Annotated in this window: 17 protein-coding genes; 12 read left to right on the top strand and 5 right to left on the bottom strand. The window is 37.1% G+C overall.

Features of this window, described 5'->3' with window-relative positions:
• The first annotated feature begins 11 nt into the window (after positions 1–11).
• The 3 genes from QQZ16_RS05850 to QQZ16_RS05840 all read left to right on the top strand — a co-directional run bounded on the left by QQZ16_RS05850 (position 12) and on the right by QQZ16_RS05840 (position 4,275).
• Positions 12–1,559: a response regulator gene (locus tag QQZ16_RS05850; RefSeq protein ID WP_031536095.1), complete on the top strand. Its 1,548-nt coding sequence runs from the start codon at positions 12–14 to the stop codon at positions 1,557–1,559.
• Between the two features lie 66 nt (positions 1,560–1,625).
• Entirely contained in the window at positions 1,626–2,705 is a 1,080-nt protein-coding gene (gene xylF / locus QQZ16_RS05845; protein ID WP_031536097.1) for a D-xylose ABC transporter substrate-binding protein, read from the top strand.
• Positions 2,706–2,799: 94 nt separating this feature from the next.
• A complete protein-coding gene (locus tag QQZ16_RS05840) occupies positions 2,800–4,275 on the top strand; it encodes a protein adenylyltransferase SelO (protein WP_031536099.1) in 1,476 nt (491 codons plus the stop codon).
• Between the two features lie 844 nt (positions 4,276–5,119).
• Here the strand turns inward: QQZ16_RS05840 and QQZ16_RS05835 are convergent.
• Complete coding sequence (locus tag QQZ16_RS05835; protein ID WP_031536101.1) at positions 5,120–5,638, bottom strand: cysteine hydrolase family protein; 519 nt, start codon at positions 5,636–5,638, stop codon at positions 5,120–5,122.
• A gap of 288 nt (positions 5,639–5,926) precedes the next feature.
• Between QQZ16_RS05835 and QQZ16_RS05830 the strand changes: the two genes are divergently transcribed.
• The 4 genes from QQZ16_RS05830 (at position 5,927) to QQZ16_RS05815 (ending at position 10,761) form a co-directional block, all read left to right on the top strand.
• On the top strand, positions 5,927–6,955 hold the full coding sequence (locus tag QQZ16_RS05830) for a hypothetical protein (RefSeq protein WP_031536103.1): 1,029 nt from the start codon (positions 5,927–5,929) through the stop codon (positions 6,953–6,955).
• Positions 6,952–7,809, top strand: a complete 858-nt coding sequence (locus QQZ16_RS05825) for a TPM domain-containing protein (RefSeq protein WP_048719339.1) — start codon at positions 6,952–6,954, stop codon at positions 7,807–7,809. The genes QQZ16_RS05830 and QQZ16_RS05825 overlap by 4 nt, the downstream gene beginning before the upstream one ends.
• Before the next feature lie 33 nt (positions 7,810–7,842).
• The gene (locus QQZ16_RS05820) at positions 7,843–8,850 is read left to right on the top strand and encodes an SPFH domain-containing protein (protein WP_031536107.1); all 1,008 of its coding nucleotides are present in this window, start codon (positions 7,843–7,845) and stop codon (positions 8,848–8,850) included.
• 132 nt (positions 8,851–8,982) lie between these two features.
• A complete protein-coding gene (locus QQZ16_RS05815) occupies positions 8,983–10,761 on the top strand; it encodes a helix-turn-helix domain-containing protein (protein WP_031536109.1) in 1,779 nt (592 codons plus the stop codon).
• Positions 10,762–10,889: 128 nt separating this feature from the next.
• Here QQZ16_RS05815 and QQZ16_RS05810 read toward each other — a convergent pair whose 3' ends face one another.
• Positions 10,890–12,101 (bottom strand): M20 family metallopeptidase, encoded by a 1,212-nt coding sequence (locus QQZ16_RS05810; RefSeq protein WP_031536111.1) that lies wholly within the window; start codon positions 12,099–12,101, stop codon positions 10,890–10,892.
• 85 nt (positions 12,102–12,186) lie between these two features.
• Complete coding sequence (locus QQZ16_RS05805; protein ID WP_048719342.1) at positions 12,187–13,743, bottom strand: AbgT family transporter; 1,557 nt, start codon at positions 13,741–13,743, stop codon at positions 12,187–12,189.
• Positions 13,744–14,127: 384 nt separating this feature from the next.
• Here QQZ16_RS05805 and QQZ16_RS05800 point away from each other — a divergent pair, with 384 nt between their 5' ends.
• Positions 14,128–15,066: a magnesium transporter CorA family protein gene (locus tag QQZ16_RS05800; RefSeq protein ID WP_031536115.1), complete on the top strand. Its 939-nt coding sequence runs from the start codon at positions 14,128–14,130 to the stop codon at positions 15,064–15,066.
• Between the two features lie 54 nt (positions 15,067–15,120).
• On the opposite strand, the gene QQZ16_RS05795 is transcribed toward QQZ16_RS05800, so the two are convergent.
• Positions 15,121–15,936 (bottom strand): AraC family transcriptional regulator, encoded by an 816-nt coding sequence (locus tag QQZ16_RS05795; protein ID WP_031536118.1) that lies wholly within the window; start codon positions 15,934–15,936, stop codon positions 15,121–15,123.
• A gap of 115 nt (positions 15,937–16,051) precedes the next feature.
• Between QQZ16_RS05795 and QQZ16_RS05790 the strand changes: the two genes are divergently transcribed.
• On the top strand, positions 16,052–18,055 hold the full coding sequence (locus tag QQZ16_RS05790) for a beta-galactosidase (RefSeq protein WP_031536120.1): 2,004 nt from the start codon (positions 16,052–16,054) through the stop codon (positions 18,053–18,055).
• Between the two features lie 502 nt (positions 18,056–18,557).
• Here the strand turns inward: QQZ16_RS05790 and QQZ16_RS05785 are convergent.
• The gene (locus tag QQZ16_RS05785; protein WP_031536123.1) at positions 18,558–19,472 is read right to left on the bottom strand and encodes an ArsR/SmtB family transcription factor; all 915 of its coding nucleotides are present in this window, start codon (positions 19,470–19,472) and stop codon (positions 18,558–18,560) included.
• A 291-nt stretch (positions 19,473–19,763) separates the two neighbouring features.
• Between QQZ16_RS05785 and QQZ16_RS05780 the strand changes: the two genes are divergently transcribed.
• The 3 genes from QQZ16_RS05780 (at position 19,764) to QQZ16_RS05770 (ending at position 23,398) form a co-directional block, all read left to right on the top strand.
• Positions 19,764–21,215, top strand: coding sequence for an alpha-N-arabinofuranosidase (locus QQZ16_RS05780; RefSeq protein WP_031536124.1), 1,452 nt, complete (start codon positions 19,764–19,766; stop codon positions 21,213–21,215).
• A 1-nt stretch (position 21,216) separates the two neighbouring features.
• Positions 21,217–21,453 (top strand): DUF6171 family protein, encoded by a 237-nt coding sequence (locus QQZ16_RS05775; protein WP_031536126.1) that lies wholly within the window; start codon positions 21,217–21,219, stop codon positions 21,451–21,453.
• 187 nt (positions 21,454–21,640) lie between these two features.
• Positions 21,641–23,398, top strand: a complete 1,758-nt coding sequence (locus QQZ16_RS05770; protein WP_284561179.1) for an ABC transporter ATP-binding protein — start codon at positions 21,641–21,643, stop codon at positions 23,396–23,398.
• Positions 23,399–23,604 lie beyond the last annotated feature (206 nt).

The following is a 23,604-nucleotide window of genomic DNA, read 5'->3' as shown; positions in this document are numbered from 1 at the left end:
GGTGTGGGATGATGATAAAACTCCTCATTGTAGATGATGAACAAATAGAGAGAGATGGAATGGAGGCAATCATAAAAAAAGGTTTTCCTGATACAAAGATAATGCAAGCGAAAAATGGAAAAATGGCAATCGAATTAGCGGAAACATTTCGACCTGATTTAATACTAATGGATATTAAAATGCCTGGCATCAATGGCTTGGAAGCAATGGAAAGGATTATCGCAAGCAATTCAATGGTTCGCTTTATTATGGTCACTGCTTTTGATACGTTTGAATATATGCGTCAATCCATAAAGCTAGGAGTGAAGGATTATATTCTTAAACCGAGTAGAGCAAGTGAAATTATTACAACGGTCGGAAAGGTTTTTCAGCAGATTAAAGAGGAACATAGAGCAACTATCGTCAGAAAATATCAAGAGGAAGCATTTTCGAAAGCGTTATCTCTAGTGGAGACTGATGTGGTAACACAATTATTATTCGATCATGTCCACGAAGTGCATGTTGATATGCTTGTAGAAATGTTAGAGACGCCATCTACACAGGAAATGTTTGTCATGCTAGTGCTAATGCCAACAGGGGGAGAGTCTCTTTATTCGGTCATAAAAGAGAAAATTAGAGAAACGAAAAATTGCTGGGTAGGTGCCCTTTATGGTAGTCATCTTCCTATCATTGTGTTTAGAGACGAAAAAGTTTCTTATCGTTCACAGGCAACTTCTCTAGCTCAACAAGTGCTTTCCATTGTTAAACGTACGAAGAAAGCGGATTGTTTTATTGGAATAGGGAATGTTTCGGATTCCTTAGAGAAGGTTCGCCAGTCGTACCATGAAGCTCTATTTGCGACGATGGATATTTCCTTACCAACAAAATATCGTTTTTATTCAGAAGAAGCAGCATCTTCAAGTGATACGATGAGTGGAAGATTAATAGAGCACCGGAAAAAGGAATTTGCTGACCAAATTCGAATGGGGCAATGGGAGAATGTACGAAAATATATTTTATATGTTCTGCAGCACTATGAAAAAGAAGCGGCAGACGTATTGCATACACAGCAACGAATATTAGAAATTCTTTGGATTATATCGCGAGTGATGGAAGAATTGGGAATGGAGACAGATCCCCCTTTATATGCATATAAGCCTTTAAACTATCGGGAATTGCAAGTAGAAACAACGAGATTACTCGATGAAATGGTTCATTCTTTTAGACAAAGAACAGAACGATTGGAAGCAGATGCGATCCATCAGTTGAAGCAATATATTCTTTCCCACTCTCAAGAAGATATATCCTTAGATTCATTGGCTAGGAAAGTCGGTCTTAGTCCTATTTATATAAGCAAGATTTTTAAAGAAAAGCAAGGGGTTAACTATATTGATTTCTTAACAGAATGTCGAATTGAAAAGGCAAAGGAATTAATAAGAGATACGGATAAAAGTATAAAAGAAATTACCTTCGAAGTTGGCTACCATGATCCCAACTATTTTAGTAAAGTCTTTAAAAAGCTATGCAATATGTCACCAAAGGAATATCGGAAGTTATTATTAGCGAATAAGACGTCCTAGATACTTCTTTGATTAACAAGACCATTAGAAGAAAGAGCTAAAGTGATTAAAATAGGAGAGAGTTGGATGAGACGGATAGGAAAACAAACATTGTTCATTCTGTTACTATGCTTAACAGGTATTTTTGCTGGCTGTTATAAGGAACAAGGAAAACAGGAAGGGTATTTGCCGTCTAAGGCTACTTCCAAAACAATAGAAGCAAAAGAAGAGACTAAAAAGCTTAAAATAGGATTTTCAATGGATACCTTGAAAGAAGACAGATGGCAAAGAGACAGAGATTTATTTAAAGAAGCAGTGGAAGAGCTAGGTGCAGAAGTAGAAAGCGTTGCTGCGAATGGTGATGACGCTTTGCAAATTTTACAGGCAGAGACGTTAATAAGCAAAGGGGTCGATTTATTAGTCGTAGTCCCACATAATGCAGAAGCAATGGCAACTATTGTGAACAAAGCTCATTCGTCTGGAATAAAGGTTCTCTCGTATGATCGATTAATAAAAAATGCCGAAGTCGATTTATATATTTCCTTTGATAATGAAATGGTTGGAACATTGCAGGCGGAAGCAATTACAAAATTAGTGCCAAAAGGGAAGTATGTATACATTGGAGGAGCAGATACGGATAATAATGCCCATCTTATTAAAAGAGGCGTATTTCAAGTTTTACAACCTTTTATAGATAGAGGTGATATTACCGTAGTGTATGATCAATGGTCAAAAAACTGGAATCCAGAATATGCATACAGTAACATGGAAGAGGCTTTAAAAGCAAATGACAATAAAATAGATGCTGTTATCGCGGCAAATGACGCAACTGCTGGAAGTGCCATTAAAGCACTTAAAAAATATGGACTAGAAGGGAAAATTCCTGTTGCTGGACAAGATGGCGATCTTCCAGCAGCACAACGGATAATCCAAGGAACTCAAACGATGACTGTATATAAGCCAATTAAAGCATTAGCTGAAGAAGTAGCTCAAATTGCTGTTCGGATGGCAAATGGAGAAATGATCCCTGTGGAGAATAAGGTGAATAATGGGAAAATAGAGGTTCCGACTATCTTGCTTTCACCAGTTGCTGTAACAAAAGAAAATATGGAAGAAACAATCATAAAAGATGATTTTCATTCAAAAGAAGAAGTGTATAAAAAATAAACGATTTCGTACCTATTTAGAGGTTATTGCATGTTCCATATGATGAAGAGGGTATAATAGAAAATATCCAAATAACGATTGGAAGGGAGCTAATATGAGTAATAGTGAAATGAAAATAAATGCTGGCTGGAATTTTGATAACAGCTATGCTCGTCTTCCAGGTGTTTTTTATTCTGAAATGACGGTAAATCCAGTCAGTTCGCCAAGCTTGGTGAAGCTAAATTACGATTTGGCAAAGACATTAGGATTAAATACGGAACAATTGCAAAGCCCAGAGGTGATACAAGTATTAAGTGGTAATGAGATTCCGGAAGGAGGCTTTCCTCTTGCACAAGCGTATGCAGGGCATCAATTCGGCCATCCAACGATGCTTGGAGATGGAAGGGCAATGTTGATCGGTGAGCATATTACGCCGACAGGTGATAGAGTTGATGTTCAATTAAAAGGTTCTGGCCGCACTCCGTATTCTCGCGGAGGAGATGGGCGAGCTACTCTTAAGCCAATGCTGAGAGAGTATATTATAAGTGAAGCAATGCATGGACTTGGTATTCCAACAACAAGAAGTCTTGCAGTCGTGGCAACTGGAGAAAAGATTGTTCGTGAAACAGATTTGCCAGGAGCAATTTTAACGAGAGTTGCAGCAAGCCATCTGCGCGTAGGGACCTTTCAATATGCAGCTTCCCTTGATTCGAAGAAGGAACTAAAAGCCCTTGCAGATTATGCGATTGACCGCCACTTTCCAACGATTGAGAAAGATGGAAATCACTATTTAGCAATGTTTAAAGAGGTGATTAAACGTCAAGCTACCTTAATTGCAAAGTGGCAGTTGGTAGGATTCATCCATGGTGTTATGAATACGGATAATATGACAATCAGCGGAGAGACGATTGACTATGGTCCTTGTGCATTTATGGATACCTTTCATCTAGAGACGGTGTTTAGTTCCATCGATGTCCAAGGGCGTTATGCATATGGAAATCAGCCGAAAATCGCTGGCTGGAACCTGGCGAGGTTTGCGGAAGCCTTGTTGCCATTACTGCATGATAATGTGGAAAAAGCAGTGGAACTAGCCCAAAATGAATTATATGCATTTAATACGTATTATCAAGAGCATTGGCTTGATGGCATGAGAGGAAAGCTAGGATTACAAGCCAAAGAAGAAGAACAAGATGCAGAACTAATTGAGAAGCTCCTTGGCATCATGCAAAATAATCGAGCTGACTTTACAGATACTTTCCGCTTTTTAGCATTAGGGGAAGTAGATAAATTGGAGCTAAGTAAAAATCAAGCATTTATTGATTGGCACAAGGCTTGGAAGGAAAGAATAGAGAGCCAAGAAGGTGGGGAAGTAGGCGCACGTGAAAAAATGAAAAAGCATAATCCAGTCGTCATTCCTCGTAATCACCTTGTAGAAGCAGCTCTTGATGCTGCAGAAGACGGGGATTTAAGTGTAATGGAAGAATTATTGCAAATGCTTTCTAATCCATATGCTTATACAAAAGAACAAATAGAATACGGCATAGCCCCGCAAAAGGTGAATCCAGCTTTTAAAACCTATTGTGGTACATGAGTTAAATGCAATAAATATAAAGTCCTTCAGTAAATGCTGAAAAAGGCAATTTGCGGTCCGCTTTTTTGTTAACGGCAATATGATTTAGGGACTGTTAAAGATGTCTAATCTTCTGTCATTTGCAGTGCTGTTTTGTGTATCAAGGGTTCGAGAGGGTCCGCACTTGTCGGTTGGGGTATAAGGGAAAGCATCTGGGTTGAAAAATAGACGGAAAAATTTCGCTTATTTAGTAATTATTATTAAAAAAGGCTTAAATAGACGGAGAGATTCCGCCTATTGACTCGAAAAATGCGAAAAAGGGAGAGTTTGCTTTGCATAATCGGAAAAAATCCCCTTATTTACCCCGAAAAAAGCTCTATTCTGCGTTTAACCGGAAAACTTCCGCTTATTTCCCTTTTGCCGATTACTTGATTCAGGACAAAACGTCTTGTTTAAAAGGGAGTGAGTCTAAGAAATCCTTATTTTAATGCATGACGGTGAACTGTACCAATAGTAAGTGGGGTTTTATATACCAATAACGCTGCCAATGCCACTGTCAAATCGACACACATTTAAAGAAAAGTACCTCAAAAAGGAACCCTTTAAAGGTAACAGAGAATCGCCCTTTGAGCCCCAACCCAAGAATACCAACAACAAAAGGTAACAGAGAAGGCATCTTACATCTTAAAGCCGATATAATCAAAAAGTAAAAAATGCTGTACGAAAAGTAGCTTGTTAAGCTGAAAATAATATAAAGTACAACCTGATAATACTGTGACATCAACATTAACAGGAGTTTATTTCAAGTAGAAATATACGCTAAAAAAAGACTTCTAAGTTAACCTTTTTCTCCTGGCAATAGCGCCTAAAAACTTATCTTCGAGCAAGGATATACATCTGCAAACCAACGTAGAACTTCATTATGATGCCCAATAATTTGCTCGGCTGTTAACAAATTAGTATCCCAAGTACTATGTGCATCAGAAACAAGCGTAATCTTATAATGCTTACTAAAAGCACCTCTACAAGTCGTATCGACACAGGCTTCTGTTTGGATGCCAGTAATAATTAATTGCTCAATTTCTAATTGATTTAACTCTTGCTCTAAATAAGTGTGAAAAAATGCATCTGGCGTTGTTTTCTGAATGATAATATCCTCCTTTTCTGGAGCGATTTCGGGATGGATTTCCCAACCATGTGTACCATATTCCAGCGGTTTACCAATTGCTGATTGATGCTGTATGTAAAAGACAGGTGTTTTTGTGAAGCGTGCTTGATCCAGTAAAGATTTGATACGACGAAGTAATTGCTCGCCATTATGTACGACATTCCCTTTTTGAAACATGCCATTTTGGACATCAATAATCAAAAGTGCTTTTTTCATTCTTTTCCCCCTATATATAAGTTTCGAAAGTACCTAATTGTTTATTGTGATACACCACATCTAACGTTCGCTTTTTGTCTCCTTTTCTCCTTATTATGCCAGTTCTTTATGAAAATTAGAATATGAAGTGATGGGCTTTGATTCTAAGGAGAGAATAGGAAAATGAAACTTTTTCTACATCCAATCAGTATATGTATATATCATCCTTTTTCAAGGGTAGGAAAGCAGTAAGAGGATAATTAAGTTATTATTAGTATATTGATAGATAAATAAATTGAGGTGATTAACTTGATCCTTCATTATAAATGTCCAAATTGTGGGGGAGACATGAGCTTTAATGCAGATACTGGCAGTTTATCTTGCCCTAGCTGCGGAAATGAAGAGAATATTGAAAACTATCCAGACAATTTAATGTCTGCATCATTTGAAGAAAATGAAGTAAAGGAGTACCATTGTGACAACTGTGGTGCAGTGTTATTAACAGAAGCAGATACTACGGCAACCAATTGTAGTTTTTGTGGTGCGGGAATAGTGATCGCCGATCGGTTGGCAGGTGTGCTTGCCCCTAAAAAAGTAATTCCTTTTACCATCAGTAAAGAAGAGGCCATCATAGCCTTTCGAAAATGGTGCAGAAAAGGACTTCTAACACCAAAAGGATTTATGAGTGCAGATCGGATAAAAAGCATTACAGGTATGTACGTTCCATTTTGGCTTTATGATTTAAATAGTGATGTGGATGTAACAGCATCATGTACGAAGGTTCGGACTTATACAAGTGGGGATTATATTTATACGGAAACGAAGTATTATGAAGCTTATCGGAAAATAAATTTAGATTATGTGAAAATTCCAGTAGATGCTTCTGAAAAAATGAATGACGAGCTAATGGATAAATTAGAGCCTTTTCCTTATGAACAGCTAAAAGATTTTAAAACACCTTATCTTGCTGGCTTTATATCGGAAAAATATAATTATACAGATTCAGCGTTATTGCCGAGAGCAAAAGATAAAATTAGTGATTATGTTGATTCCTTTGTGCACTCCACTTTCGCTGGATATCATTCGATTCATTATCGAGATAAAAATATTGATACGAGAGCGGTGCGAAGTGACTATGTGTTACTTCCTGTATGGATGGTAAGCTATGATTATGAAAACCAAGAGCATATTTTTGCGATGAATGGGCAAACAGGAAAAGTAGTAGGAAAACCGCCAATTAGTAAAGGAAAAGTGGCATTATGGTTTAGTGGAATTGCCGCTAGTTCCTTCCTAGCATTAAAATGTGTCTCCTTCTTTATGGGAGGTGGCTTCTTTTGAGAAAGTTGTTAATCAAGTATAGTAGTTTCCTTTTTATTGCCTTGGCAATAATGTCCATTTTTTCTGGTATGACAGTAAAGGCGGCTTCAGAAAACCAAAAGCAATTTGTTTTTGATCAAGCAATGCTTTTAACAGATACGGAAAGAACAGAACTAGAAAGCTTGGCAGTGGAATTAGGGGAAGAAACGGAAACGGCATTATTGGTACTAACATTAGATGGTATAGATGGAAAAGACATCAAGAAATACGTTGAGGATTATTATGATGATGAGGCACCTGGCTATGATCAGCCTTTTGGAAATACAGCTATTTTGGCAATTGACATGGAACAAAGGGATATTTATTTGGCCGGCTTTAAAAAGGCAGAAGATAATTTGGATAATGCTACTTTAGATTATATTCGGGAACAAATAACGCCAGCTTTATCTGAAGGTGACTATTTTGAGGCGTTCTCAACCTTTATGCATGAATCAGCCTATTATTTGGTTGATGATCCAGCAAATTTAGAAAATGATTATGATTACAGTGGAATTGCTGACTCTCGAAATGAATATATCGAAGGAAATAGTTCAAATGGGATGCTAGGACTTCTTTCTCATTGGGGCTTCCAATTGATTGTTTCTATTGTGCTTGCGGGAATTGTAGTGAGTATTATGGTCTTCCGATCAGGCGGAAAAGTAACGGTAAATGGCAATACGTATATGGATAAACGAAATTCAAAGATTATAAATAGACATGATCGCTTTATTCGAAAAACAGTGACAAAACAACGAAAGCCACAAAATAATTCAGGTGGTGGTGGAGGGATTACTGGTGGTGGTCACTCCCATAGTGGAAGTAGAGGGAAATTCTAAACAGTTATTTGAATAATGAAAGGGGATAGAACGATGTCATTTTTTCGCAATCAATTTGCAAATGTTGTGGAATGGGAAGAATTCAGAGAAGATATGATCTTCTATAAATGGAAAAACCGTGAAATTAAGAAGGGCAGTAAATTAATTATTCGCCCAGGGCAAGACGCTATCTTTTTAAACAATGGCAGTATAGAGGGAGCATTCCAAGAAGATGGAGAGTATGATATTGAGTCACAAATCGTCCCATTTTTATCAACTTTAAAAGGTTTCAAATTTGGATTTAACAGCGGAATGCGTGTAGAGGTGCTATTTGTCAATACAAAGGAATTTACGGTTAAATGGGGTACAAAAAATGCGATAAATATACCAGCAACTGGACTTCCTGGAGGAATGCCAATTCGAGCGAACGGAACCTTTCAATTTAAAGTAAATGATTATATTTCTTTAATTGATAAAATCGCAGGAATTAAGAACCAGTATTTAGTGGAAGATGTAAAAATACGCATTATCTCCGTTCTAGATCAGCTTCTTATGAAATGGATTGTCACAGAAGGAAAGGATATGTTTAATCTGCAGGCAAATGCCTTTGAAATTGCTAAAGGCATAAGAGAAGATTTAGATAGTCAAATGGCCGAAAGCGGACTTTCTATCACAGGCTTCCAAATCATGAGCTTTAGCTATCCGAAGGAAGTACAGGATATGATTAATAAAAATGCATCCCATGGAATGGTTGGCAATATTGATAAATATCAACAAATCTCCATGATAGATAGCATGTCTAGTGGGAAAAATTCTGGTGGTGGAACGGCATCTGACATGGCTGGAATGATGATGGGCATGAATATGGCTAATCAAATGATGGATAAAATGAATAAGCAAAATCAAAATCAGCAGCAAAATCAACAACCAGCATCGGAACCAGCATCGGAACCAGCACCACAGAGTCAGGAGAAAAAGCAGCGACCGAATTTCTGTCCAAATTGTGGGACGAAAACAGGGGAAGGGAATTTTTGCTCCAATTGTGGACATAAGTTAGTATAAAAATGGATACAGGACGGTTCTACTCGTTAGCGAGCCGTCCTGTTTTTTTGCGTGAATGTTCTTAACAAAAAATAAATTTAAGGGGATAATACTAATATCTTAATAAATAATTTGTATTAAAGAGGGAAGTAAATGAGCAACGAGAATAATATGGAGCGACGATTAAACACATTTATACAAGTATCGAAAAATATTACGACAAATGATAGTCTAAAGGAATTGATTCAGCAAATTATCGAAGACGTTATTGGCGCTATTGATAAGGCAGATGCAGGATTTTTATTGCTTTGGAATGAGGAAAATCAGTATTTGGAAATTGAGGCTGCCGTTAATTTTAAGGAAGATATTTATTTGCAAAATAAGCTGCTAGAAGGAGAAGGGATTAGCGGAACCGTTTTTGCAGAAGGTAGAAGCATGTTAATCAATACAATCGACGAAATTGAAAAAGCAATGTCCAATATGCGGAATAAGACACTTCAATATTATCTGAAATCGACGGTTCATGCTTTAATGCCAGTTAGCTGTATGTCTGTGTTGCTTGTTTATCAGCAGCAAAAAATTGGCGTTCTTACGATTGATAACTTTAAAAATGAAGGCTTTTTCACAGAAGAGGATTTACGATTTCTAGAAGCAATCGGGAGTCAAATAGCCATCTCTATTGTAAATGCACGTGCTTTTTATGAAAAACAACAAAGAGCTCTACAGTTAGAAACAATTCTTAAACTGCATAATCAATTAAATGAGACAGTGCTAGAAGGAAACGGGATGCAATCACTTGTAAAAAGTCTTGCCCGAAATCCAAATGATTGCATTTATTATTTTGATTCATTAGGTCGGCTTGATATATCTCATCCAACCTCTAGCGGCGATGTTTCATTTTTAAGCGACTGGCTTAGGGAAAATCGGAAAGTCCTGCAAATCCAGCAGCTACAGAAAATATATAAAAGGGAGGAGTTGTTTGGACAGGCATTATCTGTGCAATCTTCATTTGGAACAATTGGTTATTTAGTGATTACAGGAAAAAGCGTTCCACTCGATATTGTGGGAGAGCTTTCCTTTCAGCATGCTGCTTCTATTATTGCGATTGAGCAAATAAAGCTCCAAGAACAATTAAAGAGCAGACAAGCGGAAAAGGAAGCTTTATTAAAAGATATTTTAAACTTGAATTTAACTACAGAGGTTCAAGGCTATTTAAAAAAACAGGAGATGATTCCTTCCAAGTACTTTGTCTTTCTTGTAATCAAAAGCAAGCAGCATTCTTTTGAAGAACTAACGCAGTTTCATTTGCTAGAGGAAGGGATGCGGCAAGTATTCAAAAAAGAATTTTCAGTGATGATTTTCCCAAATCGAAATAAACTATTTCTGCTGTTAGGCGCAAAGAAGGAAGATTCGGGGAATGTTCAAGTTGTTAGACAATATATAGAACGATTACAAGCGAGCTATAAGGATATACTCGTTTATATTGGCCGTCCGGTTTACTCGATGCGTCACCTCCCCATCTCCTATAAAGATGCTGAATTATTAGAGAAAGAGATGGATCCCATTCAAAAAGAGGAATCGGTGTTTGACTTTCAAGCTCTTGGCTATAAGCGCTACTTATTTAATGTACCAGAAGAAGAAGCAGAATACTTTGTAGAAAATATTTTGGGACCTATTCTTTCCCAAGTAAATAATCGAACAAAAAATGAATGGTTGAGTACCTTACAAAGCTACTTATATTCGAATAAAAATGTCTCAAAAACAGCTGAAATAATGCATCTTCACCAAAATACGGTCTACTATCGAATTCAACAAATTCAGGAAAAATTGAACTGTGACTTTGATAATCTAGACCACTTAACTAATTTAAAGGTAGCATTGTTTTTGTATGAACGACAAGAACAAGGAACGATGGGGAATGAAGAGTATTAACAAACAGCATTACGGAAACATTCCTCTTAAAAAGCTATTGAAAAGCCAAACAATCATACGAAAACTTTCGTGTAATTGTTTGGCTTTGTCTTTGGCTAAAATACATATGTCCCAGCTTCTTTTTCCTTTTATTCGTTAATCAAGCTTTCTTGTTTAATTTCGACAGACTCATTCTTTAAATAGTGTAATGCTGCAGTTCCTAGTGTCTTGGCTGCGATTAAAAGTGACCGCTCATCAATATTGAATCTAGGATGATGATGTGGATATACTTCTTTCCAATTAGGATCCATGGCACCTGTAAAGAAGAAGGCGCCTTTTACATGCTGTAAGTAGTATGCGAAATCTTCTCCGCCCATAAGTGGATCACAAATTCTTACTTGTTGCACTTCTTCTATTTGTTCTGCATGCTTGATAATAAAGTCTGTTTCTTCTTGATGGTTCACAACAGCAGGATAGCCACGTTTAAAACGATAATCATAAGTTGCATCAACCATCTCACAGGATGCCTTGATGACATTTCCAATTTCCTTCTCGATTAAGTCACGAGCTTCATCGTGGAATGTTCGCGCTGTTCCGCTTAATTTTACAGTATCAGCAATAACATTAAAGGGATTCTGCGCTTCAAAGCTACCAATAGAAACAACAGCAGGGTGTAATGGATTTACTCTTCTTGAAACAATTTGCTGTACATTTGTAATAAATTGGGCACCAATCATAATCGCGTCTTTCGTCATATGTGGCTCGGATCCGTGGCCGCCCTTTCCTTGAATGGTAATATCGAATTGGTCGGCAGCTGCCATAATAGGACCTGCGTTAATCATAATATTTCCAAGTGGTTCTGTTGCCCATAGATGGGTACCGAAAATAACATCCACCCCTTCTAAACATCCATCCTCAATCATTGCAATCGCACCACCTGGAGATAGCTCTTCCGCAAATTGATGAATAAAGACAATGGTTCCTTCGAAGTCTGCCTGCAGCTTGTTTAATGCTTTTGCTAATACTAATAAAGTAGCAGTATGACCGTCATGGCCACATGCATGCATGACCCCATCTACTTTAGATTTATAAGGAATATCATTTTCTTCCTGGATGGCAAGTGCGTCAAAGTCTGCCCGTAATGCAACTGTTTTACCTGGTTTGTTCCCTCTTAGTGTAGCAACTACACCGCGACCACCAACGCCAGTTCTAACTTCATGCCCTAATTTTTGATGATATTCTGCAATATAAGCAGGTGTATATACTTCGTGATAGGATAATTCTGGATGTTCGTGAAGATGACGACGAATTTCAATCATCTCCTGTTCGTATTCTTTTAAGAGTGAAAATAAAGCTTCCATGTTACTTACCCCTCATTTCCATTTTTTTAAAATTATATGTAGCATGGCAACCTAAATTTCAGGTTGCACATGGTGAATGTCTAAATTATTTTAAGAAGATAGGGTCTCCTGGTCCTAATGGAAGTCCACATAAATACCAGACTGAGAACAATAAAATCCAACTAATCGCAAAGAAGATAGAATAAGGAAGCAATGCTGATATTAGAGTTCCAATCCCAATCGACTTATCGTGTTTTCTAGCAAAAGCTAAAAGGATCGCAAAGTAGGCAAGCATTGGTGTGATTGGATTTGTGATAGAATCTCCAATTCGATAAGCCATTTGCGTTAATGCTGGGCTATAGCCTAAATACATAAACATCGGAACAAAGATTGTAGATAGTAATGCCCATTTTGCAGATGCGCTGGCAATTAATAGATTAATAAACGAACAAATAATGATGAAACCAATAATCATTGGCAGACCAGTAAAGTTCATCGCTTGAAGCAATTCTGCACCTTTAATCGCAAGAATCGGACCAATATTGCTCCAGCTAAAGTAAGCAATCATTTGTGCAGCGACAAAAGCTAGCACGATAAACGGAGCTAAGTCTGCAATGGATTTAAATAGTTTTTCCGCAATATCTTTATCACTTTTAACCGTTTTAGAGCCAATACCATATGCTAAAGCAGGTAATAAAAAGAAAAATAGCATGAGTGGAACGATTGAGGACATAAATGGCGAGTTAATAACAGAGCCTGTCTCTAAATCGCGTAGCCAACCATTTCTTGGAATAACCATTAATAAAATGACAGCTAAATAGATGATTAAGGTAATACCGGCAAAACGTAATCCTCTTTTTTCATTTGCAGTTACTTGCTCTAGTTGTTGTACTACACCTGTGTATTTACCAAAGCGAGGTTCCACAAATTTTACGGTAACCCAAGTAGTGACAGCAACTAATAAAAAGGTAGAAATGATTAAGAAATAATAATTCATCGTAGGATTTCCAACATAATTAGGATCTACCGTTTTTGCAGCTTGTTCTGTAATACCGGCTACTAATACATCTAAAGAATTAAGAATCAGATTTGCACTATAGCCACCAGCAATAGCTGCATAAGTGGCAATAAGACCCACAATAGGACTTCTTCCCACACTCATAAAAATAAGCGCTGCAATTGGTGGGAACACGATAAATGCCGCATCTGCTGCAATATTGCCAAGGACTCCTGTTAAAACAATAACAGGAAGGATTAATTTTTTTGGTGCACTTAACACCGTTCTTTTCATAACCGTTTGAATAAGACCTGTCGTTTCTGCAAGACCAACCCCTAGCATAATGACTAATACTAGTCCAAATGGAGGGAAGGAAGTAAAGTTGCTCACCATACTTGTTAAGATTTGAATAATACCTTCTCGATTCAGTAAATTAACTACTTCAATAGTCTCGCCTGAGCTAGGATTAGTAGCAGAGACACCAATTAAAGATAGTAAATAAGAAGCGACTAAAATAATGGCTGACATGATGACAAACAAGGTAATAGGATCAGGTAACTTATTACCTGCACGTTCAATGATGTTTAAAAACTTGTCCACTAGTTTTGTTTTACTAGGCGGTGTTGGTTCGGCATAGTTTGGATGTTTTTTTGCAAGTTCGCTCATATGTACCTCCGTGTTGTGAAGTGTTTTTGGATTTTTTAAAATTATACGAATATTTAAGAAAATAATCTATGGAATAAATTCTAAATTTCTTCCTTATTTTTGTGTTCAAATACAAAGAGGTGGTCGGATAGAGGCTTAGGAAAGATGCACCTTTACGGTTTACAATAAATAAAATATAAAGTAGTATGTAATAGGTTTAAAGATTACTAGCAAGGAGTTGAATTTTTATGAGTACTCGAATGTGTATGGAACCTGATCCGGAACCCACGGCCATGAAAGAGGGAGTCATGAATAACCCTTCCTTTAGAAGTTTGAATGCTGATAAAGATTCAACTTTATTTGGCAGAGCATTTTGACTTCCTCTAAACAAGAGGAGGTAAGAACATGAGAAAAATTTATATTTCTACTGAAGAAGGAATGCTGAAAGAAACGGATAGCATGATGGATGGCTGCTGGATTAATTTAATTGCACCAACAGAAGCAGAAATTACAGAAATTGCTACCGGTTTAGACATTCCATTAGCGTTTATGAAAGATCCCTTGGATGAAGAAGAGCGTTCAAGAATTGAAAAGGATGGGGAAAATGTCTTAATTATCGTGAATCTCCCCCTTGTTTCCTTTGATGAGAAAAGTATGCCTATTTATGACACAATCCCATTAGGTATGATTATTGCCAAGAATTGCTTTATTACGGTTTGCTTAAAGGATAATCCGATATTTTACCAGTTTTCTGAAGGCAGAATGAAGAGCTTTTTTACGTATAAAAAGACACGATTCTCCCTGCAAATATTATACTGTATGGCAACTGCCTATTTAAAATATTTAAAGCAAATTAGCAAGAAGACAGATACTATTGAAAAAGAACTTCACCAATCTATGAAAAACAAAGAGCTATTTTCCTTGCTTAATATCGAAAAAAGCTTGGTGTATTTTACCACTTCCTTAAAATCAAATAATATTGTCATGCAAAAAATGCTCAAAAGCAATTATTTGAAAATGTATGAAGATGATCAAGAATTGCTAGAAGATGTAATTATTGAGAATCAGCAGGCAATTGAGATGGCTGAAACCCATATGTCTATTTTAAGTGGGATGATGGACGCTTTTGCTTCTGTTATTTCAAATAATGTCAATATTGTCATGAAATTCTTAACATCTTTCACGATTATTTTGTCATTACCAACAATGGTTGCAAGCTTTTATGGAATGAATGTTCATATTCCATATCAAGATGTACCATATTCTTTTACAATTGCGATTATGATTTCCTTCCTATTATCAGGCGTAACTGCTTTGATCTTTTGGAAGAAGCGGTTTTTTTAATAAAGGGGCCTGCTCGTTGTCTCTAACTCCTCCATTTTGAAGTGGAGGAGTTTTCTAATAAAAGGAGCGGAATTCTTTAGGAGTATATCCTGTTTCTTTTTTAAAGGTGGCAACAAAGTGACTTGTATCATTGAATCCAGTTAGAAAGGTAATGTCTTTTATTTTTACATCTCTTTTTGTAACTAAAATTTCTTTAGCCTTTTTGATTCGATAAGCAAGTACATATTGATAGACGGAAATGCCAACAAATCGTCTAAAAAGCTTGTTCAAATACTGTGGCGATATAAAGAGCCTTCCTGCTATATCGGAAATATCACATTTTTCTCCATAGTTTGTTTCAATCCATTCGATAGTAGGGGAGATATATTGATGATATAAATCATTCTTTTGAAACGTTCTGTGTAAACCATGATCCCGGATATTTAGTAAGAAGTTATACACGTCAACGGAAAGCTTTTGCTGTACAGAGTTTTTGTTTTCGTTTTTTATATGTGATAACATCCTCTGCGTCCAATCACTATAGGAAAAATCAGGACAGTCATTTGCTAGATAGTAAGAGGAAGTACCAAGTATCTCGGCTATACTTGCGGAAAAAGTACCGTTAATTGTCATAAAGTTTGTGCGCCATCCTTTTGCTGAAATCGATTCATAAAAGTGGGGAACAAATGGTGCGATAAGTATCCCTTCTTGAGGATGCAATTGGATTTTTTCATTTGCAATCGTTACTTCCCCTAATCCTTCTGCTGTTTGTAGCCAGTGATAGTAAGGATATCCCTCTTCTCTTAAGACCATTGGTTGTTCCCACATATACCCAATGCTTTCAATGGAAAAAGGATTGAAATGATCTAGTAAATTAAAATATACTTCCATTTATGTATCCCCTTACAATAGTTTCATAATTTTATATAAACTAGTTACTCTTATTATACTTTTTCTCCATTTGCCTTTCTATAATGAATGTATAAAAAGTGCGGAGGGATGAAATATGGAGAAAAAATTGTTTAATCGTTTTTTGTATGGAGGAGATTATAATCCGAATCAGTGGCCAAAGGATATCTGGGAAGAGGATATGCGCATTTTTAAAAAGGCAGGAATTAATTCGGCAACAATCAATGTTTTTTCATGGGCAAAAATTCAGCCTTCGGAAGAAGTATATTATTTTGATGAGCTAGACGAAATCATAGAAATGCTAAGTAAGGATAGGTATGACATTATTCTCGCTACTTCTACTGCTTCTTTGCCTGCATGGATGGTAAAAAGATATCCTGAAGTGGCGCGAACCGATTATGAAGGAAGACATCATAAGTTTGGACAAAGACATAATGCTTGTCCGAACAGTCTTGTTTATCAGAAGTTTGCTAGCAAATTGGCAGGAAAACTTGCAGAAAGATATGGAAGCAATCCCCATGTAACCTGTTGGCATATTAATAATGAGTATGGGGGCGAGTGCTATTGCGAAAACTGTGAGAAGGCCTTTCGTGTATGGCTAAAAAATCGCTATAAAACGATTGAAGCACTAAACAAAGCATGGAACTTAGAATTCTGGGGTCATACTATTTATGAATGGGATGAAGTAGTATTGCCGAATGCACTAAGTGAAGGAATTGGCAGCGATAAAACCGCTTTTGCAGGAATATCTATAGATTATCGCCGTTTCAACTCGGATAGCATGCTGGAAAATTTCAAGATGGAACGAGATTCGATTCGGAAATACGATACTGAAACGCCAATCACTACAAATTTAATGGGTACTTACAAAAATTTAGATTACTTTAAATGGGCAAAAGAGATGGACATTGTTTCCTGGGACAATTATCCAAGCTATAATACACCATTAAGCTATACAGCGATGTGCCATGATTTGATGCGCGGGCTTAAAGATGGGCAACCATTTATGCTAATGGAACAAACCCCAAGTCAACAAAACTGGCAGCCTTATAATTCCTTAAAAAGACCAGGGAAAATGCGTGCGCAAAGCTACCAGACAATTGCCCATGGAGCTGACACCATCCAATTTTTCCAGCTACGCCGTTCAGTAGGGGCATGTGAAAAATTTCATGGTGCTGTCATTGAACATGTTGGACATGAAAATACACGAGTGTTTCGAGAAGTGATGGAGCTTGGAAAAGAACTACAGCAATTAGAGGAAATTCTAGGATCAACAATAAAAAGTAAAGTCGGCATCATGTTTGACTGGGAAAATTATTGGGCGCTGGAGTATACGAGTGGACCAAATAAAGATTTAACCTATGTAGACCAAATCCATCAGTACTATCAATATTTTTATAATGAAAATATTCTAGTCGATATGATTTCGGTCGATAGTGATCTCTCTAAATATGATGTGGTGGTAGCCCCAGTTCTTTATATGATGAAAGCAGGCTTGGCAGAGCGCATTACAGCGTTTGTTGAAAATGGAGGACAGTTTGTCACTACCTTTATGAGCGGTATTGTGAATGAATCAGATAATGTATACCTAGGAGGATACCCAGGACCATTGCGCAAAATAGCTGGAATATGGGTAGAAGAAATAGATGCATTAGCGCCAGAGCAAAAAAATGCCGTTGCATTTAATGATGGAAATGCATATACCTGTACGTTGCTATGTGACATTATTCATCTCGAAGGTGCAGAGGCCATTGCCACCTATAAAGAGGATTTCTACAGTGATACTCCAGCAATTACGAAAAATTCGTATGGGAAAGGGAATGTCTGGTATGTTGGCACACAAGTAGAGCAAGAGGGCATTGCCCATTTATTCGATCAAGTGATAGCAGAAACGACTGTAAAACCAATCTGCACGAACGGAAAAGGTCTAGAAATTACGAAAAGAGACACAGCAGATTCCTCCTATTATTTTGTTATTAATCAACATCCAAAGATACAGAAATTGCCAGAAGAGCTTGTTGGCAAACTAAATCTATTAACCGGAGAAGTAGTAAAAGAAGCACTAGAGCTAGAGCAATTTGCTGTGCTTTTATTGAAATAATAATTTTGCTGCACCGATGTTGGTGCAGCTTTTTGCTTTGGAGGTTTAGAGGGGGAGATTGGTGATTGATCCTGGATGAAGGCCGGGAGCTTTGGGGAAGCGGGAAAAGTGGTGTTTATGGAGGAGATGAAAACCAAAAATGATGACAGGAGAGGGAAAAATGGAGTTCATCCAGTCGATGAAAACCAAAATTGATGACAGGAGAGGAAAAAGTGGAGTTCATCCAGTCGATGAAAACCAAAATTGATGAAAGGAGAGGGAAAAGTGGTGTTCATCAAGCCGATGAAAACCAAAATCCATGCCAAAAGCTGGAAAAGTAGTGTTCACCAAACCAATGAACACCAAACCTCATGCCAAAAACAAAAAAGGTTTTCATCCCAAGCATGAAAACCGAATTTACAAGTGTAAAAGAAAAAGTGTCTTTACTAAACAGCTTTTCTCCAAAAACGAAAGAACCATTAACCGTGCAGTTTATTCTTCAACAGAGGAGTTTCCCATTCCATCACACAGGATTACTGTAATAAGTAATAAAATTAATATCTTGATTGTAATTTCCAAACCCTTTTCCAAATAAAGTAACGCCACCAAGATTGTGGGCATCTTCTTTTATTTCTACCTTTAAATCCCACATTCCACGTTGTTCTTCACGAAACTCGTCAATAGTAGTGTCTGATAATTTTTTCCCATCTGCATAAACACCATGCTTGGTAATGCGAATTGTTAGCAAGATGCCGTATTGATTGGTTTCATTCGGCCACCAATCAGGGGTGAAGCGACCTCTTGTATCAGAAAAGTCTCCTGGGCTAGTCCACATACACAGCTCTTTTCCATTTAAGGAGAACGTAATGTCAGATGGCCAAACATTATTGGAAAAAGGGAATTCTGATGATGCCTCTAATACAATATCAATCATCTCTAGCCTATCCGTCTTTTTTAAAATAGATGGAATGCGATATTCAATAAATCCCTTTGTAAACCAAAGGATAGCTGCTTGATTTTTTTGTGGATCCATAAAGTATTTGGGATCATCGTATTCGCCAATTGGATGTGTTGTGGTAGCAAGTCCGCATGTTGGATAAACATCAAAATTAAAATAATGCCCAACAGGAATTTCCTGTTTATAGCTTTCATAAGCAGAGTAGATCTTTTGTGGAAATTGTATTTCAATTCGATCTACTTTTAAGATAACAACTTTTTGCAGACCAGATTTACCAGGGATTGTTTCGGTTTTTACTAACCCTGCATCGCTCATTTTTGTAATATGTCTACTCACTATCGCACTACTTATATTCAATTCCTTCGCTAGTTCTCCAATATTCATTTTTTTCTTGGATAATAATTTAATAATGTTGATTCGAGTAGGACTGGATAGAACCTCGTACACAGGGATAGAATTTTCCGAAATATCTAATTGCATGTGTGATTCCCCCTTTTATTATTCTTATATTACTACAGGAATAAATTAATGGCAAAATAAATTATTTTACATAACCGAATGGTTAACAAAGATGATAAAATTATTAAAATAGTATACTATTAAGTTATTGACAACGGTTACAAAATATAATATATTTTAGTCGTAAGTTTATCTTTGAAGTATGTAACTGGCAATGGATAATGAGTTAGACGCAAAGGAGGAATTAATACATAGAGTAGCCTATTATCTGTTCACATTTTTCCAAAAAAACAGTAATGGAGGAATAACAATATGCAAGTAAATTTATTATTAGATAAACAAGGACCGAAAATTAGTAAACATATTTATGGACAATTTGCAGAACATTTAGGGCGATGCATTTATGAAGGAGTATGGGTTGGCAAAGATTCCGATATTCCTAATGTAAATGGAATTCGTAAAGATGTAGTGGCAGCATTAAAGGAAATTCAAGTACCAGTAGTTCGCTGGCCAGGTGGTTGCTTTGCGGATGAATATCATTGGAAGGATGGAATTGGACCAGTTGAGAATCGAAGTACAATAGTCAATACACATTGGGGTGGCGTAACAGAAAACAACCACTTTGGAACACACGAGTTTTTTGAATTAATTCGTCAGTTAGAATGTGAAGCATATATTAACGGTAACGTTGGTAGTGGAACTGTTCAGGAAATGCAAGAATGGGTTGAGTATATGACGATGAACGGTGAGTCGCCAATGGCAAATCTTCGTAGAGAGAATGGTCAAGAGGAAGCCTGGAAAGTAGAGTTTTTTGGAGTAGGAAATGAAAATTGGGGCTGTGGCGGAAATATGCGTCCCGAGTATTATGCGGATTTATACCGCAGATATCAGACATATGTCCGCAAGTATGGAGAACATAATATTTATAAAATTGCCTGTGGCGCAAGTGTAGATGACTATAATTGGACAGAAGTATTAATGAAAAATGCCGCAAACTTTATGGATGGACTTAGTTTACATCATTATTCCATTCCAACAAGAGTATGGCAGGATAAAGGAAATGCCTTAAACTTCCCAGAGGAACAATGGTATTCTTTATTAGAACATGCACAGTATATGGACGAGTTAATCACGAAGCATAGTACTATTATGGATAAATACGATCCAGAAAAACGAGTTGGTTTAATCGTAGATGAATGGGGTTCTTGGTACAACGTAGAACCTGGAACAAATCCAGGCTTCCTATATCAACAAAACACGATTCGTGATGCAATGCTTACTGCGATTACGCTAAATATTTTTCATAAGCATGCAGACCGCGTTCATATGGCGAATATTGCCCAAATGGTGAACGTATTACAAGCGATGATTTTAACAGAAGGGGAAAAAATGATTAAAACCCCTACTTATCATGTTTTCGATTTATATAAACATCATCAGGATGCAGAGCTTGTCGACTCTTATGGCGATGAGACTAATCATGTCACATACACAGCTTCCAAGAAGGACGGCAAAGTAGCGATCTCCTTATGTAACTATGATGTAACAGAAACGAGAGAAATTACGCTTTCTAGAAAGAATGGAGAATTTGTTGTCCTAAAAGCGGAATATATTACAGCTGATGTAATGGATGCACATAATACATTTGAAGAACCAGAAATTGTAGCAAAAAAAGAGTTTACTAGTTATCTAGTAGATAAAGAAACGCTAAAAGTTACATTGCCTCCAATGAGTGTTGCAAGCATCCTAACAAAGGAAAATTAAGATGGCTTGTGTAGGCTGCGAGATAAAGGAACAGGTTGGTCGATTAGATGTTGAAGCACTTGTTCAAGAACAGCTTTCCTTCGAAATAGATTTAGCCCAGGAGGAAGTAAGAGATCAGCGGTTAAGCATATGTGAACAATGTGAGTACCTAAATCAACATACATGTGGGAAATGCGGATGCTTTGTCCGCTTCCGTGCTAGCTTAGTTAAGAAGAGCTGTCCAGATCGAAAGTGGTAGAGCTATAGATAGTAAACAATCCTAGATATCACTTGAAAAATCGGAATAATATTTTGCGAAGGTTAGCAATTGCTGCCTTCTTTTTTAATGTACAAAAATAAATTTCATAATCCGAAATTTTTTCGTAAATTATAGTGAATATTTTCATTATTTGTAATACAATAACTCTTTGTGGGGAGGAAAAAGAATGAACTTATTAAGAACTACTTTACAGCATTTTAAACCATATTGGCGTAAGTTATTGATTGCTTTATTTTTCTCATTAATTGGTGGTGCATTTACGATTTTACCTCCAATTCTTGTAGGGAAATTGGTAGATGAAGTAATCGGAGACAAAGCAATAGCATTTATTTTATGGATTGTTTTCGGAATATTAGCAGCATTTTTAGGGAAGGCACTATTTGAATCTTTACAAGAATTTGTACAGGTGAAAATTGGCTTTGATGTGATTACAGATATGCAAATTCGTGCATTTAAAAGACTTCACAGAACGCCGATGTCCTTTTTTTCAAAGACACCTCGTGGGGATATGCTATATCGACTAACCCATGATGTAGAATCGATACAAAATTTAAATAATACGGTTGTACCACGGATACTTCAACAAGTAATTAGTGCAGTAGCAGCTTTTATCACGGTATTTGCGATATACTGGCCAGCTGCGATTGTGATGTTCATTGTATTTGCTATTTACATTCTCCCATCCTTTAAATTAGGGAAAACAATGCGGAAAATGAGTGCGGTACAAAGAGATATGAGTGCAGACATGTATCAGCATTTGCAGGAAAGTATCGAAAGTGTTCGTTTAGTAAGAACCTATCAAACGCAAAAAGAGGAAATTGCTACACAGGAAAAGAAACTGACCAATTGGAAAAATTATTCTATTCGGGCGGCTTTAATTGGAAAAGTCAATTGGCGTCTAGGAAATTTATTTAATATTGCTACTCCTGGTGTTGTGATGCTAATTGGTGGATTATCGATCTGGCAAGGGAATATTACCGTTGGAACACTCGTTTCTTGCTTGAACTTTATTCCAATCATGTTCCAGCCCGTTCGTTCCTTAGCAGAAAATGCCTTAACGATTCAACAAGCCATTCCAGCATTGCAAAGAATATACGAATACTTTGATTTGCCAGAAGAGCATGAACAAAATCTTCCGAACTTTGGTGTAGTTCAAGGAAAAATAGATTTAGATAATATTTGGTTTTCCTATCCAGGAAGCGATAAGCAAGTGCTAAAGGGTGTATCTGTTTCTGTGGAATCCGGTAAGCATATCGGCATCGTTGGAACAAGTGGCGGAGGAAAAAGTACACTAATTCAAATTTTGCTAGGGCTTTATGAACCGGAGAAAGGCTCAGTGACCATTGATGGGAAAAATTTATTTGCTTATAATCGCAATAGTTTTCGCAGGCAGGTTGGAGTTGTCTCACAGGAAACCTTCCTATTAAATAGTACGCTTCGCAATAATCTTCTTTATGGAAAGCCAGATGCAACGATGGAAGAGCTGGAGCAGGCTGTTGAAGCGGCAGGATTAAAAGAGCTAATTGATTCCTTGGAGGATAAGTATGAAACGGTTGTTGGAGAACGTGGCTTGAAGCTTTCGGGGGGACAAAGACAACGGGTTGCCCTTGCAAGAGCAATTTTACGCCAGCCACCAGTGTTAATTTTTGACGAAGCTACATCATCCTTAGATGGGGAAACGGAAGAAAAGGTTCAAGACTCACTAGAACAATTAATTCCAGGAAGAACGACGATTACGATTGCCCATCGATTGATTACAGTCAGAAAGGCAGATACAATTCTGCTACTTGATCAAGGGATGGTTGCCGAACAGGGTACACATGAAGAACTGTTAGCTTTAAAAGGACAGTATTATCAATTATATCGAGCACAATATAGCGAGCTGGAGAAGTCCTGCGGTAATATGTCAAGTACCAAAATCTAAGGAATTGGAAATTGTAAGCCAACCAATACCTAAAAAAGACAATACTTAAGAAACCCAGTAAGATATTAAACCATTTACTGGAAAATATTGAAGGATTTAGGATGTTTTATCCTTTAGTTATTCACCTTCCTTCTTGGCGTGTAGACTTGATCGTTGCGTAGCAGCGCATCGACCAACCGCACAAGTTTTCTTGCCGTTAAGACGAG

Origin of the sequence: Bacillus sp. T2.9-1, from assembly GCF_950097965.1 — a bacterium.
Lineage (GTDB): Bacteria > Bacillota > Bacilli > Bacillales > Cytobacillaceae > Niallia > Niallia hominis.
Note: the sequence above shows the minus strand (reverse complement) of the source record. Positions and strands in the feature narration are given on the sequence as shown.